The organism is Pseudomonas sp. Marseille-P9899, from assembly GCF_903166565.1.
GTDB classification, from domain to species: Bacteria; Pseudomonadota; Gammaproteobacteria; order Pseudomonadales; family Pseudomonadaceae; genus Aquipseudomonas; species Aquipseudomonas huaxiensis.
This window is the reverse complement of sequence record NZ_CAESCG010000015.1, coordinates 1-16,122: the sequence shown is the minus strand read 5'-3', so window position 1 is coordinate 16,122 and position 16,122 is coordinate 1. Positions and strand designations below refer to the sequence as shown.

The 16,122-nt window shown below is 55.3% G+C and carries 23 protein-coding genes; 13 read left to right on the top strand and 10 right to left on the bottom strand.

The features are described from left to right. Window positions 1-186: 186 nt before the first annotated feature. Window positions 187-714, bottom strand: a complete 528-nt coding sequence (locus HWV67_RS31475) for a hypothetical protein (protein ID WP_175654063.1) — start codon at window positions 712-714, stop codon at window positions 187-189. Window positions 715-924: 210 nt separating this feature from the next. Here HWV67_RS31475 and HWV67_RS31470 point away from each other — a divergent pair, with 210 nt between their 5' ends. Next, window positions 925-1,101: a hypothetical protein gene (locus tag HWV67_RS31470; RefSeq protein WP_175654062.1), complete on the top strand. Its 177-nt coding sequence runs from the start codon at window positions 925-927 to the stop codon at window positions 1,099-1,101. 198 nt (window positions 1,102-1,299) lie between these two features. Here the strand turns inward: HWV67_RS31470 and HWV67_RS31465 are convergent, their stop codons facing one another. Together HWV67_RS31465 and HWV67_RS31460 are read right to left on the bottom strand one after the other, a co-directional pair. Beyond that, complete coding sequence (locus tag HWV67_RS31465) at window positions 1,300-2,076, bottom strand: hypothetical protein (RefSeq protein WP_175654061.1); 777 nt, start codon at window positions 2,074-2,076, stop codon at window positions 1,300-1,302. Window positions 2,077-2,117: 41 nt separating this feature from the next. Beyond that, a complete protein-coding gene (locus tag HWV67_RS31460; RefSeq protein ID WP_175654060.1) occupies window positions 2,118-2,804 on the bottom strand; it encodes a hypothetical protein in 687 nt (228 codons plus the stop codon). 197 nt (window positions 2,805-3,001) lie between these two features. On the opposite strand from HWV67_RS31460, the gene HWV67_RS31455 reads away from it, so the two are divergent. From HWV67_RS31455 to HWV67_RS31425, 7 genes are all read left to right on the top strand, one after another. Next, on the top strand, window positions 3,002-3,379 hold the full coding sequence (locus tag HWV67_RS31455; protein ID WP_175654059.1) for a DUF2513 domain-containing protein: 378 nt from the start codon (window positions 3,002-3,004) through the stop codon (window positions 3,377-3,379). Next, the gene (locus tag HWV67_RS31450) at window positions 3,376-4,338 is read left to right on the top strand and encodes a tyrosine-type recombinase/integrase (protein ID WP_175654058.1); all 963 of its coding nucleotides are present in this window, start codon (window positions 3,376-3,378) and stop codon (window positions 4,336-4,338) included. The genes HWV67_RS31455 and HWV67_RS31450 overlap by 4 nt, the downstream gene beginning before the upstream one ends. 145 nt (window positions 4,339-4,483) lie before the next feature. After that, window positions 4,484-5,119, top strand: coding sequence for a hypothetical protein (locus HWV67_RS31445; RefSeq protein WP_175654057.1), 636 nt, complete (start codon window positions 4,484-4,486; stop codon window positions 5,117-5,119). Between the two features lie 254 nt (window positions 5,120-5,373). Next, window positions 5,374-5,562 (top strand): hypothetical protein, encoded by a 189-nt coding sequence (locus HWV67_RS31440; protein ID WP_175654056.1) that lies wholly within the window; start codon window positions 5,374-5,376, stop codon window positions 5,560-5,562. Window positions 5,563-5,579: 17 nt separating this feature from the next. After that, entirely contained in the window at window positions 5,580-5,816 is a 237-nt protein-coding gene (locus tag HWV67_RS31435) for a hypothetical protein (protein ID WP_175654055.1), read from the top strand. After that, window positions 5,813-6,202, top strand: coding sequence for a hypothetical protein (locus HWV67_RS31430; RefSeq protein WP_175654054.1), 390 nt, complete (start codon window positions 5,813-5,815; stop codon window positions 6,200-6,202). Before HWV67_RS31435 ends, HWV67_RS31430 begins: the two co-directional genes overlap by 4 nt. Then, window positions 6,192-6,356 (top strand): hypothetical protein, encoded by a 165-nt coding sequence (locus HWV67_RS31425; protein ID WP_218585625.1) that lies wholly within the window; start codon window positions 6,192-6,194, stop codon window positions 6,354-6,356. The genes HWV67_RS31430 and HWV67_RS31425 overlap by 11 nt, the downstream gene beginning before the upstream one ends. Window positions 6,357-6,702: 346 nt before the next feature. Here the strand turns inward: HWV67_RS31425 and HWV67_RS31420 are convergent, their stop codons facing one another. From HWV67_RS31420 to HWV67_RS31395, 6 genes are all read right to left on the bottom strand, one after another. Continuing rightward, window positions 6,703-7,218 carry a hypothetical protein gene (locus tag HWV67_RS31420; RefSeq protein ID WP_256680260.1) on the bottom strand — a complete coding sequence of 172 codons (516 nt, stop codon included), beginning with the start codon at window positions 7,216-7,218 and terminating at the stop codon, window positions 6,703-6,705. 73 nt (window positions 7,219-7,291) lie between these two features. Further along, entirely contained in the window at window positions 7,292-7,453 is a 162-nt protein-coding gene (locus tag HWV67_RS31415; RefSeq protein WP_175654053.1) for a plasmid partition protein ParG, read from the bottom strand. Window positions 7,454-7,500: 47 nt separating this feature from the next. Then, window positions 7,501-7,758, bottom strand: coding sequence for a hypothetical protein (locus HWV67_RS31410; RefSeq protein WP_175654052.1), 258 nt, complete (start codon window positions 7,756-7,758; stop codon window positions 7,501-7,503). Window positions 7,759-8,159: 401 nt separating this feature from the next. Then, a complete protein-coding gene (locus HWV67_RS31405) occupies window positions 8,160-9,530 on the bottom strand; it encodes a replication protein (protein WP_175654051.1) in 1,371 nt (456 codons plus the stop codon). A gap of 335 nt (window positions 9,531-9,865) precedes the next feature. Continuing rightward, entirely contained in the window at window positions 9,866-11,491 is a 1,626-nt protein-coding gene (locus HWV67_RS31400) for a relaxase/mobilization nuclease domain-containing protein (protein ID WP_175654050.1), read from the bottom strand. After that, entirely contained in the window at window positions 11,488-11,865 is a 378-nt protein-coding gene (locus HWV67_RS31395; RefSeq protein ID WP_175654049.1) for a plasmid mobilization protein, read from the bottom strand. The genes HWV67_RS31400 and HWV67_RS31395 overlap by 4 nt, the downstream gene beginning before the upstream one ends. Window positions 11,866-12,147: 282 nt before the next feature. Here HWV67_RS31395 and HWV67_RS31390 point away from each other — a divergent pair, with 282 nt between their 5' ends. The 3 genes from HWV67_RS31390 (at window position 12,148) to HWV67_RS31380 (ending at window position 13,312) form a co-directional block, all read left to right on the top strand. Then, window positions 12,148-12,384, top strand: coding sequence for a hypothetical protein (locus HWV67_RS31390; protein ID WP_218585624.1), 237 nt, complete (start codon window positions 12,148-12,150; stop codon window positions 12,382-12,384). 93 nt (window positions 12,385-12,477) lie between these two features. Continuing rightward, on the top strand, window positions 12,478-13,068 hold the full coding sequence (locus HWV67_RS31385; protein ID WP_175654047.1) for a nucleotide-binding protein: 591 nt from the start codon (window positions 12,478-12,480) through the stop codon (window positions 13,066-13,068). A 34-nt stretch (window positions 13,069-13,102) separates the two neighbouring features. Continuing rightward, the gene (locus HWV67_RS31380; protein ID WP_256680259.1) at window positions 13,103-13,312 is read left to right on the top strand and encodes a plasmid partition protein ParG; all 210 of its coding nucleotides are present in this window, start codon (window positions 13,103-13,105) and stop codon (window positions 13,310-13,312) included. Between the two features lie 30 nt (window positions 13,313-13,342). Here HWV67_RS31380 and HWV67_RS31375 read toward each other — a convergent pair whose 3' ends face one another. Then, window positions 13,343-14,236: a DNA-binding protein gene (locus tag HWV67_RS31375; RefSeq protein WP_175654045.1), complete on the bottom strand. Its 894-nt coding sequence runs from the start codon at window positions 14,234-14,236 to the stop codon at window positions 13,343-13,345. Window positions 14,237-14,946: 710 nt separating this feature from the next. On the opposite strand from HWV67_RS31375, the gene HWV67_RS31370 reads away from it, so the two are divergent. Beyond that, window positions 14,947-15,177 (top strand): hypothetical protein, encoded by a 231-nt coding sequence (locus HWV67_RS31370; RefSeq protein WP_175654044.1) that lies wholly within the window; start codon window positions 14,947-14,949, stop codon window positions 15,175-15,177. A gap of 348 nt (window positions 15,178-15,525) precedes the next feature. Next, a complete protein-coding gene (locus HWV67_RS31365) occupies window positions 15,526-15,870 on the top strand; it encodes a hypothetical protein (protein ID WP_175654043.1) in 345 nt (114 codons plus the stop codon). The last annotated feature ends 252 nt before the right edge of the window (window positions 15,871-16,122 follow it).

Genomic DNA, 16,122 nt, shown 5'->3' with positions numbered 1-16,122 from the left:
TAACCGAATGATCTCCTCATTCCTGTCGAGCGGATAACGCTCGACCAAGGCATCGACCAGGCGGGCGAACTTTGAGGGGGCGCCAAGCCGGGAAGCGAGAGCTTCGATTGCATCGAGCTAATCGTGGTTTTCTCGCGTCAATGCCTGCATTATCCATCCTCAAATGTGTATTTACTCATATGAGTATCAAGTGGCCAGTTGCGCCTCACGAGCCTGCTCTTCAGCGTACTCCTGGAGCCAGTTGAGGCCGTTGTCGAGTGTGATGAAAGCCATGCGCTTTGCAGCCTCCAGGCTGTCCTGCCACCTCGGAAACGGCGGGCTATAGCCATCCTTGTGCACGAGATTGACACGCCACCGGCCCCGGCTCTGAGGTGTGATCGTAATGGTGAAATCTTCCAGCCGGGTCGTGTACGACCCGTCAGCCAACTGCGTCCAGGGCGTGTCTTGATAGGTGCGCAATAACCGGCGCTGGAAGCGCACCGCTTGTTGCACCAGGGCCACCAACTCGCCCGAGGGTTTGATTTCACCTTCAAGCGCTCGATTGATGCCCCTGAGAATCGTCGCCGGTGTGCGGTAGTCGCCCAAGGAGCGCATGCGATCCATGAGCGCAGCAGCTGACCAACCAAGCTCGCCCAGGGCATTGCGCAGATCCTCGGCCAAATCTGCAGCCGTGCGTTCGTAGCCGGTAACTATTTCGGTATCTTCGTCATGCATGGCATCACCTGTCATTTGCAAAGTGACAATATGTCACTTAACTTACGACAAATCAACAATTATGGCTGAGCCATGATTCGCCCTAATCCAGCCAGCCCAGGACTGCCCATAACGAAATTTATGGTAAATCTGACCTAGTTTTATGGCCTAACGCCATCGCCCGAATTACCCTCGCTTGTTTCGCGCATTGCTAAGAAAGGAAGACCCGCTTTGAAAAAGCTTCTATCCGCGTTGTTCGCTAAGGACACCCTTTTCAAAATCATCTTGGTACAGGTCATCATCCTGCTGTTCATGTTCATCACGAGTGGTCGTATCGAAATTTACCATCGCGGCTCCATTGATTTGGGCTCGCAATATGGCGGCGTAGAGCTAAAAATTCTGCAGTAATTCCTAGATTTTGCTTGCGCCCTAGCACAAAAAAAAGCGGCTCTGAATACCAGAGCCGCCGCACTGCTGAGCAGTAAGCTGGGCAAGCCCAGCAACGAGAGAGGAGGGTACTTCCGCCCCCTCCAGGCGGTGACTACAACGCACAGCGGGTAAAATCACTTCCCTTCCATGTGTGTGGAAAGTGATCTCGGATTCAGTTCATGAAGCCTTCGCCCTTAAGAGGGCCAACTTGGCCAGCAGCCCGGCTTTGCCGGCGTCCAGCACAGCCGGATTGGTTTGTTTCGAGAGTTCTTCCCGTGGCTTGCCACCGAGGAAATAGCTGATCCGCTCCGCATTGGCGCCCGAGGGGTGCGGCAGGCCGTCCAGCACTTGCTCGGCTTTCAACAGGCCTTGGCCCTGCAGGTGCCGAAACACTTCAGTGACCTTGGGCCCGAGCGGGACATACAGGCACTGCGGGCCTAGGGTCTTGATCTCTTCCGCCAGGTGGGTTTCCACCTGGTGACGCAGACTCGTGCGGCTGAGCATGCTGGGGCTGCCGTTGTAATCTTTGCCCTTCACAAACACCGGATAGCGCAACGCCGAGGTGTAGTGCACCAGGTGACGGTGTGTACCAAACAGCCGCGCACAGCTATCGATGTCCAGCAGCGTCTGTAACCCGATGTGATCCAGCATGACGATCAGGTTTTTGCGCATCGCGCCGGCAAAGCTGGCGGTTTCCTTGGCGGCTTGTTTGGCGTGCTCGAGGGAGGCTCCGGCCTGCAGTTGCTGACGGGCTTCATCCAGGGCGCGGCTCGCCTGTTGAAACCCAGGCGTGATGCCGCACAGCACCACCTGAGCCCCCGCATTGACGTGGTCGAAGGGCGCATAGAACGTCTGCAGATTGCCTTCCGAGGCGAGCAACAGCTCAGCGGGCAGGGCGTTGGAAAAGTTGTGCTGGGAGGCGGCAAGCAGGCTACTGAACTGTTCGAGGCTCATGGGAATGTCCTTTTTTAGCTGGGCGATGGGTTAGGAGAGCGTTATTCCGCACGGGTCGCGATAAAGCCCCGGCGACCTTTCAACCAGCGCAACGCTTCGCTGGCATCGACCACCGTCTGCTTCTGTTCTTTGCGGGTTTTCAGCTGATCCGCTGCCGTGGGCTGGGCGGCATTGCGCACGGCCCGTTCAGACATCTGCCCTAACAGCGCAATCTCTTTCAGCGTCAGGTAACCCGTGTCGTCTTCCGTCAGGAACGCGGGCAACGAGTCATTATCGAATTTCGGATGAGTCGCCAGATCGAGACGAGCGCGTATCAGGGCATGGAACAGAATATGTTCGACTCTGCTCGGCACCCCAATAGAACGCCCCCTGACCTCCGGTGAAAACACTTCGATGCCTGGACGAGCGGATAACACCAGGATGGCCAGGCAAGACCAGTCATCCATCATCTGCTCCTGCTCCTGCGGATTCGTGGCGAGCTTCAGTCGGCCATTGATCGCGTAGTCGTAGCAGTCATGGGCCACCGCCTGGATGCGGCTTTCGCCTTGGAACATCTGATCCAGCCTGTCCAACTGAGCGTCATCCAGCTGGCCATGAAACATGGTCAGTGAAGCCCCCAACCAACCCAGATAGGCGTCTTTCGCTTCCTGAACAATTTCGTCCAGACCAATCTTCTTTTCGGTTGGGATGAGGTTGTGCTCGAACTTTTCACGCCAGTAGGTGCTCATGGTTTCTGCTCTCGATCAGTCGGTATGAGCACAGACTAGCGAGCATCAATGACATTTACAATGATTAATTTATGACATTATTAATGATTATTTTTTGAGCGCCGCTGCAGCCCTGCGGCAAGGGGCTTAGGACGCGCCTTCCGGCCCGGCCTATATGTGATAATGTCCTTTATCAAATATAGGAAAGGACACCGCCGATGAAGCTCGACAAAGACCTGGTGCGCGAGATCCTCCTGGCTGTCGAGGCCAGCAATGAGGATCCCTTGGGATGGACGGTGCTCAACCTTGAAGGTAGAGACGCGAAGGAGGTCTCGTATCACGTCATGCTGTTGCACGAGGCCGGGTTAATCGTTGGCCAGGATCTGAGCACCTGTGACGGTCTCGAATGGCTTCCCAAACGCCTGACTTACAAAGGTCATGAGTTTCTCGATACCGTTCGTGACGGCGAAGTCTGGCGACGCACCAAAGCTGGGGCCGAAAAGGCAGGTGTCGCAGGGCTCGGCGTCTTGCTGGAGCTCGGGAAGGCCTACGGCAAGGAAGTGCTCAAGGAAAAGCTGGGTATCGAGCTGCCATGAGCGGGCTTGTCCCGACGGGTTCGGTCACGGCACATGTCCCCGCGCTGGTTAGTCAGGCCGGCGAGCGGGCCGGAGTGCGCTTTCTGGAGTTTTTCACGGCCAACATTCGCAACCCGAACACACGACGCGCCTATGCTCGGGCAGCAAACGAGTTTTTGACCTGGTGTTCCGACGTCGGGGTGCCCGATCTAGCGGCTGTTGCCCCTCTGCATGTGTCGACCTGGATCGAGTTGCAGATGCAAAGGCTGGCCGCCCCGTCGGTGAAACAGCGCCTGGCGGCAATTCGGCACCTGTTCGACTGGTTGGTAGTGGGTCAGGTCGTTCCACATAATCCAGCCGCCTCGGTGCGCGGGCCCAGTCATACGACCCGCACCGGCAAAACCCCGGTGCTCGATCCGTCCGAAGCGCGGCAGCTGCTGAACAGCATCGATATCAGCACGCCGGTTGGGTTACGGGATCGAGCGTTGATAGCGCTGATGGTGTTTTCCTTTGCCCGCATCGGCGCCGCGCTGGGCATGAAGGTCGAAGACGTCTACACGCAGAATCGGCGACTGTGGATACGCCTGCGGGAGAAAGGCGGCAAGCAGCATGCCATGCCCTGCCACCATCTGCTGGAGGAGTATCTACACGCGTACCTGGTCGAAACCGGAATCGAGGACGACCCGAAAGGGCCGCTGTTTCGCACCATTAGCCGTGGTACCGGACAACTGAGTGCCACGGCACTGCCGCAGGCCAATGCGCATGCCATGGTGCGCCGGCGGGCCCTGGCGGCAGGCATCAAGACGCTGATCGGCAATCACACGTTTCGTGCCACGGGCATCACGGCGTACCTCAAAAACGGCGGCACCTTGGAAAATGCGGCGGCTATGGCCAACCATGCCTCGACGCGCACCACGCAACTGTACGACCGGCGTAGAGACGAGATCAACTTGGACGAGGTCGAGCGGGTTCACCTATAGGAGGCCTTTTAGCGGCTCCTGAAAAGGGTTCTGGTGTCATTCAGCCCCCGGAAATAGATGCAAAGCAGATTTATTTTTTGAATCTTAGTTGAATCAAAAAATGATTCACAATATGATTCCCCATAGAACCAATGGAGAGTCACTCATGTCAACCATCATCTCACTGATCGAAAACGCCAAAAAAACCAAAAAAGATTCGATTGCTTCCACCGTCAGAATGCCCGAGTCGCTGCATACCTTCATCGAAACGCTGGCCAATGATTTAGAGCTTTCAAAGCAAGAGATCATGCTCAAGCTTCTGGAACAGGGGGCTTCGGCTGCCCAACAAGCGTTGGAGGAGGTGGAAAAGGCCGAGCTACTTCAGTTAGCTCAGACGGAGAAAGCCGAACAACCAATAGCACCCGGCTTCCATATCCTGAATACCAACAAAGCTCATACCGATGAAGACCACGAGTGGATGTTGGCGCATAAGGCTGCTGCCGCGTTTTACTCGCCATGGAAATTCAACATCGACCGTATCAAGAAGGATGAAGTGGTGTTCTTGTACGAGAACGGTAAAGGCATTGTGGCCTATGGCCAGGCAACCGGCGAGGTTCAAGTGCGTGACCATGAGGGTGAAAAGGACGAATGCCATTACCAGGTTTTGGAAGGCTTCACGATTCTTGAGAAACCCCTCTCGGCTGCTGCCATCAAGAAAGTCTTGGATCGAAACGTGGTGTTTTTGAAGACCATGTCAGGCATGCCAGATGGTCAAAAGGTGCTTGATCTTATCCAAGGGTAGTACCGAGCACGAATCAAAAAGCCCGCCGATTGGCGGGCTTTTTGTGAGCCTCCACCATCAGGCAGAGCATTGGCTATAGCACCAACCTGAAAGGCGACCCGTGTCGGGTGCTATGTTAAATGCTCCCCCCCGGCCAGATGCCCCTTGATGCCCACACCTAGGGGTTCTGTAAAACGAGGCCCAGGAAACTGGGCTCCCATAGCCCCGGCCTATGGCATTATGTGTTGTCTGACCCTGACCCGAGGAACTGACCGATGCGTACCGACCGCACTGCCCAGCTGATTTACCTGCTCGGCGCGATCGAGCGCCGGAACGGCGCAGAGTTGACGAATAAATTCGCGATCGTTGACTGGCTGACCGCCCAGCTCGACGCCGGCCACAGCCTTGACCAGGTGTTGCTGCGCTATGAGCAGGAGCAACAGAGCCGCTCAACCATCCATTAGCCGCCACAGGAACACGAATGCGCACCGCGATTGATCAAGAAACCCTTTCAGCGCTCGTCGAAACCGGAGCGGTACGCGAAATCCAGTGCGTTCGCGGCCCAGGTGGGGCTGGGTTCGCGCTCAGCGCACGCTTGGGCGGCAAATGGTTGCCCATACGCAGCAAAAGAGAACCGTTGAGGGTGTGGGCCAGCCTGACGGCGATCGAGCGATTCTGCAGCAAAACAGGCATCAGACGATTCGAGGTCGAGCTATGAACGAGATCTGGCAACGTGAACGCGATCGGCGAGAGGCGATTTGGCAGCTCGCTGAGCTGCAGCCAGGCGATCGTAACGCTAGGCACATCCTGCAGCGGCTGGCCCAGCTGGATCATCTCGACCAGAAGCAACCGCTCGCTGTCTGCACGCTCAATCTGCAGCAGCTGCGCGAGCTGCCCTACGAGCCGCATAAGATCGGTTTCAACATCATTCGGGATGCTGACATACCGGAACCTTGGCGAAGCCGATTCACCGTCGCCTTGGGCCGTGCCGCACGGGTGACAGAGGGTTTTTACTGGCACGATTGGGTAGATTTTTTGGACGCATCGGCCAAGGAACATGACCACTTTTTACGGCACATCCAGGAGATTGATGATGCTGATTGAATTTGAACTCAATACCAATGACGCCGAGGCGCTGCTCAGGCACGCGTTGTCGTTCAAGCCAAGCACTGATGACCCTCGCGAAAATGCTCGTCTCACAGAGGCCCTGGAGGCGCTTTCAGAGGTGCTTTCAGCGCAGATCCCCTGGGTTACGTAAACCATATTTTTGACCTGTAAACCTGCCAGGTTTACAACGCACAGAATTGGTTTACAGACCGCCTTGTAAGGCCCAGCGCTTCATCGGGAATCACCCATTCTCACTTCCAATAATGGGAATTCACCTTGAATCACGATAGTCGTGACGTTATAGTGGGGGTGCGGGAAAATAAGAGCAGGGCTCCGAGATCATCAGGCGAAATTGGATCTGGAGTGTGGATTGCACGGAGACGCCATCCGTGTGGTAGCGGCATCAGACTTCGGTCTGTTGGCATGTGACCCAGCCCTCGGGCTAGCTAAGCAAGCGCTGCGACTACCATCCCGCAATATCTTCAGTCGAAGGCGCCCTAGGGCGCCTTTGGCGTTTCTGGCGGCTGCAAACCTTCAATCACGGCTACTGCCTTGCCGTTCGGCGTGCGGTTGCGGTAAGCCGTGACCACGCTGTAATAGAGCTGATCGTCGCCGATTGGCCAGGCTGCCAAGACAGCGCACCCCTTGCGACCCCGCAACACAATCAAGCGCTCATTACCCTTCATCGAATCGAATTCACAAACGATGTTCGTGCCATGCACGATGATGTCCGCGACAAAGCGCGGCACGTCGTACACCGTTGGATAGCCCCACTTGATGAGATCGTGGCCACGTTCTTGCCAGATGTGGCGAACGCCGAAACCCTTGTGCGGGCCTATATGCTTACCAGCCCGCAGATAGATCTCTCCGCCGGGCTGCTGCAGCAGTTGGCTGGTGACCTTGACCAGACCCCAGCAGTCGAGGCCGGTAGCGGGATGAAGAATGTTGAAGTCTTCGTGATGGTCGAATTCGACCGGTATCGCCTGCGGCGGCGGTGCCTTGAAACGTGACATGCCATTAATCCTTGCTACGTGATGGCTCCATTGTCACGTCACGACAGTCCGTGTCAGAACCAGACTTTCCGATTCAGCTGGTTTTTTTCTCGGGGGCAGGATTGTCCTGGATGTAGCGCTCGATGAAGTCAAGAACGGCCTCAGTCATGGTCTGCTCATTGCGCATGCAAGCACGGCGGAACAGCTCATGCTTTTCAGCATCCAGCTTCACATTGAGACGTTTTTCATCAGACATATCAAAGCTCACAGTTGGTACTCACTGTGAGTATACAGAGTGGACTATTACCGGGCAAGCCAGACGGCGGGACGCACGTCGATGGCAACGTGATTGATGAGGGCACTGACCGCAGGATCATGGCGATCCAAGCGCTGCGCAAGTTGTACAGCAAGCATCGCAGCCTCTACGGCGAAACGACGAAGCTGATGCCCAGGGACGCCGGCAATGAACGCAGGATAGTCAGCCAGCGCCTCAGCAACGAAAGCAGTGTCAGCCGCATGCACGGCGTCGTGGAAATCAGCAGGTATAGGCTTTGCAGTCATCACAGGGGACTCCCAAAAGGACAATGACGACAGCCTAACTAAAACTCACGGTGAGTACAATACTCACAAAGAAAAACCTTGCTAGCCCAACACGAAAGCTGTGTACAGGCATACAACGTGACCTATGGCTACTAAAGACCAGGTAGCAGCACCCCTTTCTTTCCCCCTAATGCAGAAGCAGCTGCGCTGGGGATGGGCAAGCCACCGTAGTAGTAGCCATGGACTTTTCACACTGTGTAGGTGTACAGGGTAGAGTAGATAGGCTACCCCTTAGTTGTAGGAAACAGACCCTGTACACCATACGCAAAGCAGAAGCAGCTTCGCTGGAGGGGGGCAAGCCACCGTAGTAGTAGCCATGGACTTTTCACACTGGTTAAAAAACCAGTTATCCAGCGGATTAGTCACGCTTTCAGCGCATTGAAGACGGTGCGTGTTGTCACGCCGAGCTGCTTAGCAATCGATGCAGCGCTATGCCCATCAGCCTTTAGCAGCTTGATCTGAGTACGTCGGTCGTTAACACCCGCCAAATACTCAGAGCGCTCTTGGATGCCGGCAGCTCGCCGCTTCACACGTTCACGCTCAGTGTTGCGTTCCCGTGCCAGATCCTTGGTGATGATCGTGCGCAGCTGCCGCTGCTCAGCATCGGTGATGCCAAAGATATCGATCAGCGTCTGGTTTCTCGGCGTGTACAGCGAAGGCCACTCACGACCACCAAACTCGATCTTTTGACCACTGGCGTAAGCCTCCGCTTTCTTGCGCAGCGTGCCCAGCTCGCTGATCGAGAACGCCCAGTTCGGATCGAGCTGCTTAGCCAGCTCCTTGGCCTCGAAATGGAAGGTCGCGGGGTTCACGGCACCGGACAGACAAAGAAAGTTGAGCTGCCAGTGCAAGGACGTGGTGCGCATCGAGGCGCCCTGCTTGCTGATCCAGCCGCCACGCAGTTTCCCAAGCGTGCGGATATCCTCCAGTCTGGCCCAGGCAAGCGACCTGCCGTTATATCCTCTGAAAATCTCGGCCTTGGGGTTGTCGCGTACTAGTTGAAGCCGCAGCTGCCATTCGGCTTTCTGTGCAGCGCGCTGCTCGCGCTTTTGCTGCAGCTCGAAGCGTGTCAGAGGCAATAGAATCTCGGCCAGTTGCTCGAAGTCGTAGCGTACCGGCTCATCAGCAGTGCCCTGGACGTCGACGACTTCGACGCGCTCACCTGACTTGCTGTGCAGTGATTCCACCAGCCGCAAAACCCTTGAGGCATCTCGCGCCTGGCGATCGGCACCCAGTGGCTCCAACGCCTCTACCAGCGCTTTCTGGCACGCGTTCCAGCGCGGTAGCGCAGCCCTGGGCAGCGCATTGTCGAGGAACCATTTCAGCTGCAGGCCACGGCCCGAGAAAACGACCAATGACGGGTAAGGAATGCCCCGATCAGCGCACCAGAAGTGGACTGTCGAGATCTGCTCCTGGACAGTCCGCCCACGCATGATTTCGGAGTTGTAAGTATCCAAGTCAATGAACAACAGGCCGACACGCGCCAAGTTAACGACCCGGCGATTTGGCACCGTAAATTCCGCCTGCGAGATCCACGTGTCGCGCGTGTAATCCACGAGTTTGAGCACTTGAGCCATCTCGCTCAGCGGGTAGCTGCGCTGGGTTTTCTTGTGAGAACCAAATAGCAGCGAGAAGAATCCATGCCGATCACCAGGGTGATACAGCTTGGCTTCTTCAGCGGCACCGAAGATCTCGAATTGGCGATTGTCGCCAGGAAGAATTAGCGCTGACATGACCACCACCCAGCGCTAATGCGCTGCAGGTGGCGGCCTGATATTGATTCGCAGCACAAAATGTGCATATACTTTCTCCACTGATGGTGTCAGTTTCGTCTCGCCGCCACAGCAAAGTGCGAAACTGACATCCAGTTCAAATCGTTTTACAAAAAGCCCAGCCCGCAAAGCTGGGCTTTTTGTTGCTTAGAATTCTCCAACCCTCTGGTTTTGTGGCCCTTTTTAGGGCTCTTCTCGGCGAAAACCATCGAATCGGCCTCACGTTTATAACACCGTTAACGAGGCGGAAGCCAGCAATTTCGCTACCGTTGGCACCAAATGTGCTTGACATTTTGTCAACGGCGGGTATTCAAACCGTCGTCCTCTCGCCCATCGCGCATTTTATCGATCACGCGACCAGCCTGGCGACTCTCTTCTTTCAGCTCTGCAGCTGCTGCAGCAAACGATCGGGAACTACCTGTCGGTAGTCCTTCAGCCGATGGCTGAAAGGCTGCCAAAGGATCACGTACACGCTTCTGAAGCCGCTCATCCTGCCTTTCCGCCGCTCGGGCCATCCGAAGCTCAATGTTCACCTGGTTGATGCGTTCGGCGAGCTCCTGCTTGTAGGTCGATACGTTAGGAAACAGCGGCTCACCAGGTCGGTAGAAATTCAGGCCCGTGGAAAGGCTCGTGTTGAGCTTGAAGACGTCCCTGAGGCTTTCCTGGAGGCGTTCAGCGGAGATGCGAATGTTCTCTCCCATTTCAGCCCAGAATCGCTTCAGACGCCTCATAGTTTCCTGGTCAACCTTAATCAACTCGTCCAGGTATTCGCGTAGCAGCTTGTCCAAAACCGGGTTGCCGGTAGCGATTTCCGGTTTGGCCAGCGCCGTGGGGCTTGAGCTGACAGCGGCGAACGTCGATGGCCGCATTACCTCGCTAGCAAAATGGCGAGCGCTATCCCTTGCACCAGAATAATGGTTGTCGATATTACGGCGAACATCAGACAGTAGCGCTTTAGTCTCGACAAGCTCTTGGGAAGATCTGAGATCGTTTGCTCTGACTCGCTCTTCCACGCCAGGAGGGAGTTTATGACGCTCCTCTGTTTCCCTTGAACGGAAAGTAAGCGCTTCCAAGTATCTTGACTCAAAGCTAGATTTTGAAACTTCAAACGCTCTTGTTCGTTCTTGATGCCTTGCTGCAATTTCTCTGAAAGATTCCCGGCCATACAAGTCTCCTTTAAGCCTAACGGCTTTGTTGTCATCAAACTTAAAGGAGAAATAATCTTCGCCTTTTCTTGTTATTGTTGCACCGCTTTTTTCCAGAAATCGAAACATGTCCTCCCTGGAACTCACCGATCCACTATCAATAAGCTGCTCGATGGCCGCTACAACCTGTTTCTTTATATTTCCAGCAGGATCAAACGGCTTAATTTTTGAAGATCTAGAAAACTGCGGATCACGTGGATTTTGCAGGCCATGTTTCTCGCACATATAATCAATGAAACTATCATTGTGCTTTTTATAAGTGTGGTCATTCCCAGGCCCTCGCTTGCCATCGTAGTTAGGAGGGAATGGATTAAAGTATTTACCGGATTCCAGGCTTACTCTTGGGATCATGTAATGAACTTCGAGACGGCCAGTGTGGTTATGCTCAACCATGACGATATTGCGGCAGTCATCTTTCACGCCTGCAAAAGCAAACTCCTTAAAGTCCTCAAGTATTTGCTCTTTCATGCCTGGAGTTGACTGGATCAGCGCCGTTTCGGTTGGAGAAAAGCTCAGTACGCCCGACGTGTACTTGTGCTTAAAGTCGAGGCTTTCGCACAGCGCCTTCATAGCGTCAGGGTTGCCCTCGATCAGTCGAGGCCGGGGCTCACGCTCGCGGATTTCACGTGTCTCTTCGTCTACGTAGGTATCACAGAGAAAGTAATCGATGCCCGCAGAAGCACCCGTTGTGCTGTATTTGCTCAGGCCGTGAATCACGATGGCACCTCAGCTTTTTTTCGGCGGGTGCGGTTCGTTTTTTTGAGCTCGGACGCGACAGAGACCAACTCACTGACGTCCGCGCTGATCTTGACCAGGTGCAACCTGATCAACTCGGAATCGGCCTCGGCTCGATGCCGGTTGGCATGGTGAGCAAGCATGTTCAAATTGCTGTTGATCCGCCCGAGCCAGCTATTCAGCTCTTTGAGCTGAGCCGGTAAGCCAGGCGACACGTCGATAACCATCGAGCTGATCATTTTGTTGATCAGTTCCGAGATGGTCAGCTCAGCCTGCCTCGCACGCTCCTTGAGCAGCTCTCGTTGGCTCAGCGGCACTATCGCATTGATCTGGACATGCTTAACTTCACTGCTCATTTACAGGCCCTCCAAGGCTCTTCTTATTTTGCTTTTGGGGCATGGGGGAACCCCATTGGGATTCAAGGGCTAGCCCTTGACAAGGTCGGAAAATGGCGAAGCCTATTTTTCGAGGAGCCTTGTTCAAAGCTTTTATTTGTCCCCAATACAATCATTTGACTACAACAGATTTGCTCTTAGCAACCCCTGCAGGTCTTGACACTTTGAGAGTTCGCAATATACCCATTGCGGCTTTCAAGCCTTAAGGCGACACTATAAAAAACAATAAAAAGGCCAATCCCAATGTCTCCCGAAAGAATTGCAGCTTTCCTTAATAAAAAACCACCAACCGTACTGATGCTAGATAAGCCGGCTGCGCATATCGAATACGAACTGATTGATCGAGTGGACATCGGCAAGGAGCTATTCGAGCAGCTCAAGCAACTGGAGAAACAGACACTGGATTGCCATCGAGCCTTTCGCATCAAAGGTGACGTTCTGCTGATTGCCAGCGAGCACCTCAAGCGGTTTTCCCTGTAAGAAGAAAAACCGAGGTCGGCCAGGAAAAGGGCTTGATTTGATCGGCGATGCGTAAGATACTCAAATGAGTAAATGATCAAATGAGGATATGAAATGCGCCGGATTGCATTTGTCCTGCAGAAAGGTGGAGTGGGCAAAACCAGCTTGTCGATCCACAGCGCCTGCGCACTGGCCGAGCTAGGCCACAAAACCCTTCTGGTGGATCTCGACCCTCAAGGATCGATCCTGGCCTGGTTCGAACACGCACAGAACTTGCCGAGCGCACTCAGCGTCAGCAGAGCAGAGAGCGCTGCAGATCTGGATGAAGTCACGGGTTTTAAGTACGTCATTATCGACACACCCGGTCGGCTGACAGCCTCGGTGCTCAGCCACTGCGATGCCGTTGTTCTGCCGATCGTGCCCGGCCCTCTCGAAGTCTGGGCAGCCGCTGACAGCGTCCAGCTGGTCAAAGACCATCAGGACAAGAACCCGGCGCTGAAAGCTGCGATCGTTGTGAACCGCATGCAGCCCAACACCCGCCTTTCGAAAGAGATTTTTGACGTGATCAAGGGTTATGAACTGCCCTTGTTTCCGAAGCCCATCGGACAGCGCACAGCCTACGCCCAGGCGCTGGCCAGCGGCGGGTATACGTCGAATGATGAAATCCGCGAATTCACCAAGAACCTGATCAAGCTGAGTAAGTGAGTATATGAGTAAATCAACAGAGAAAAAGCCGCTCATGACCCTCGGCAAGCCGAAGGCCAACGCGGCTGAGATTGCAGCAAAAAACGATGGGGCCAAAGCTCCTGTGAAAGAGCTGAAGCGCTTGAACGTAAACATCGACGCCGATCTGCACCGGCGCTTCAAAAAGGCCGTGGTCAGCCAGGACACTGATATGACCGAAGTACTGACAGATCTCTTGGAAGGTTGGCTTAAAGAAAATGAGTAGATGATCAATTACTCATCTACTCACTAAGCATCACCCTTCTTGCCTTGGCTGCTGAGCACGAGCAGCCAGATCCCGCGCCTCTTTCGCCTCGGCTCGGGCATCCTTGACGTCCTGGCGCGCTTCCGTCAGATCGCGTTTAACATCGGTAAGGCTGGCTTTAAGACCCTCGATTTCATGCAGCGCAGCGTCCAGCTTTGCCTGCAACGACTGCTCAGACCCTCTCGATTTTTCTAGATCAGCATGTGTTGCCTTGGCATCCGCCAAGGCTTCAGCAAGACGGCCCTGCAGATCCTCTGACTTCGACTTTGACGACTCCAGGTTGGCTGTCAGCACAGCTGCCTTCTGCTCAAAGGGTTTCAGCCGCTCGACCTCGGCCTGCAGTCCAGGGATCAGCTCCAGACGCACCTCGGCTTTTGCCACGGACTGCACAGCCAAGTCGGCACGGTCGCGCTCATCATCCAGCTGCTGCTGCAGTGCAGTGATGCGCTCAAGGGCATTTTTTGCCTCGATGCCGGCAGCCGACTGCACGTCTTCAAGAGCGCGTTCTTTGCCCAGGATCGATTGCTGCGCTTCAGCCAGCTGGTTCTCCAGGGCCTGCACTCGCGCTTCGGCTTCACGCCCAGCCTCGGCCACGGTTTCGGCGTCTGCCTGCACATCCGCTGCACGCTCCTCGGCAGCACGTGCCGACTGCTCCGAAGCGCTTTTAACGAGCTCTCCGATGATCTGGCCAATGCGCGGATCGAGCTCGATGTCGCTCGATCGGACAGCCACGCGCCCTGCTTTCCACTCGTTCAACAGTGGCAAAACCGAGTTCGGCGAGCCGCCACCTAGGTGCGCGATTACCGAACGTACCGACGGCTTGCCCCCGTCCCTGCTGATTGCTTCAGCCGCCGCCGCAACCGTTTCGAAACTGACCAGTGCCATTTGTGTAACCTCTCAAGTGTTATCTTATTGATATCGTTATCTGTTACGATAACGTTATTATAACGTTATCAAAATAACACTTCAAGCATTTTGTTATCAAGCTGTTATTTCTTTTTTGCCCTGCCCCGAGCTGCTCCGAGAGAGGGAGTGAAGCTGCAAACAGACGGTTTTTGAAGCGGAGCGCGCAGCGCGACATCAGGATTCTTTCTAGAGCGAGCTGAAGGGACTGAAGAGGATCTGCTCGTCGTGTCGGTCGTTTCGCTGCCCCTCCAGGAGCTGCTGAACGGCGTTTGAATCAAGGCTCGCGCAGCGACCCGCAGGGCCTGGCCTTGATTCAAAAAGCTGTTCAGCTAAAGCTCCAGGGGCTGCGAAACGGCTGGCACGACAGCCCCACTGGATCGGCGAGCGATGCGTCAGGGATCGTCACCCGAAGGGCCGAGACGGCAGCTCCATCGCCGGCTTGGTTCGCGCAGCGAATAGAGCCCGCCCGGACGCCCAAAAAATCGGCCTACGCGGCCAGCGGCAGGAGTCTGCGACCCCTGCACCCGCAGCCTGCCACGCCGGCTGGCGAGCCTTGCAGCGCCCGCTGCGAAGCAGCGGGCTCGCTTGGTACTTGATGATTTGTGTATCAAGCGCATATCTGAAAATGTACGCTGTATATCAATAAATCATTGATTTTAAAGGGATTTACAAGATTTTAAGGTAGGTGCATGCTGTCCAAAAAAGGAGGCAATATGCAGATATCGATTGAAACAGTACTGGGCGCCTACATGTTTGGACGCAATGCCGAAAACGGAGCGGTCGACGCTTTGGCGTCAACGTTGATTTTGGCCGAAATGGCCAGCGGAAGGCCTTCAGATCTGACACTCAAACTCATGCATCACATGGGCGAATTGTTGCTTGCCCGCTCAGACAAGCCCGCAGATGCGCCTGAGTCCTAAGCTAGAAAAAGCGCTGTTGTTCCTCTCCGATCCGGCAAGGCCAGGCTGGGTGGTGGCTGATGCTTGGGCAATTAGATCGAAGGAGGTCGCCTTTCGGACGCAGGACGGCCAGCGTCCCAACAGCCCCGAAAAAGTGAGCGTCGACCACCTGGCGGATCTGCTCGATCTGCGCCCTGCTGACGTATTACGCGAGCTTAGAGCCTGCAGTCGACCCACCCCAGAGCCCGACCTGCAGACACGGTTGCAACTGGCCAGGGCAGAGCGTGCAAGAATCCAGGCCCTGCAGCAGTTTTTCAGGGATCATTAGCCGCGCTGAGATCGCTTAGAGGCCAACAGCGAGGTGAGCGCTTGCTCAGTTGTATCGCCGGCTTGCTGCCGCTCGACCAGGAACTGCGCGTCATGGTGTGCCGGATCTGCATCAGGTCGATCTGGATAGCCCTCAGCAGCATGCAGCCCAGCAGCGTCGACAACGTGCTGGACACCGTGCCGCTCGGCAAAAGGATCTGGTCGAGCATGCTCATAAAGCTCAAGCCAGAGGCCATGCGGTATTCCGCAGCTCTGCTCGTCGTGGAACTTCATGGGATAACGGTCAGCAAAAGCAGGTTCGCGCTGCAGACAGCGACGGCCTGCATCAAGCAGTGCCTGGTACGTGTCAGGCTTCAACCCGATCAGGCCAGGCGAGACAAGTCGTAACCGAATGATCTCCTCATTCCTGTCGAGCGGATAACGCTCGACCAAGGCATCGACCAGGCGGGCGAACTTTGAGGGGTCGCCAAGCCGGGAAGCGAGAGCTTCGATTGCATCGAGCTAATCGTGGTTTTCTCGCGTCAATGCCTGCATTATCCATCCTCAAATGTGTATTTACTCATATGAGTATCAAGTGGCCAGTTGCGCCTCACGAGCCTGCTCTTCAGCGTACTCCTGGAGCCAGTTGAGGCCGTTGTC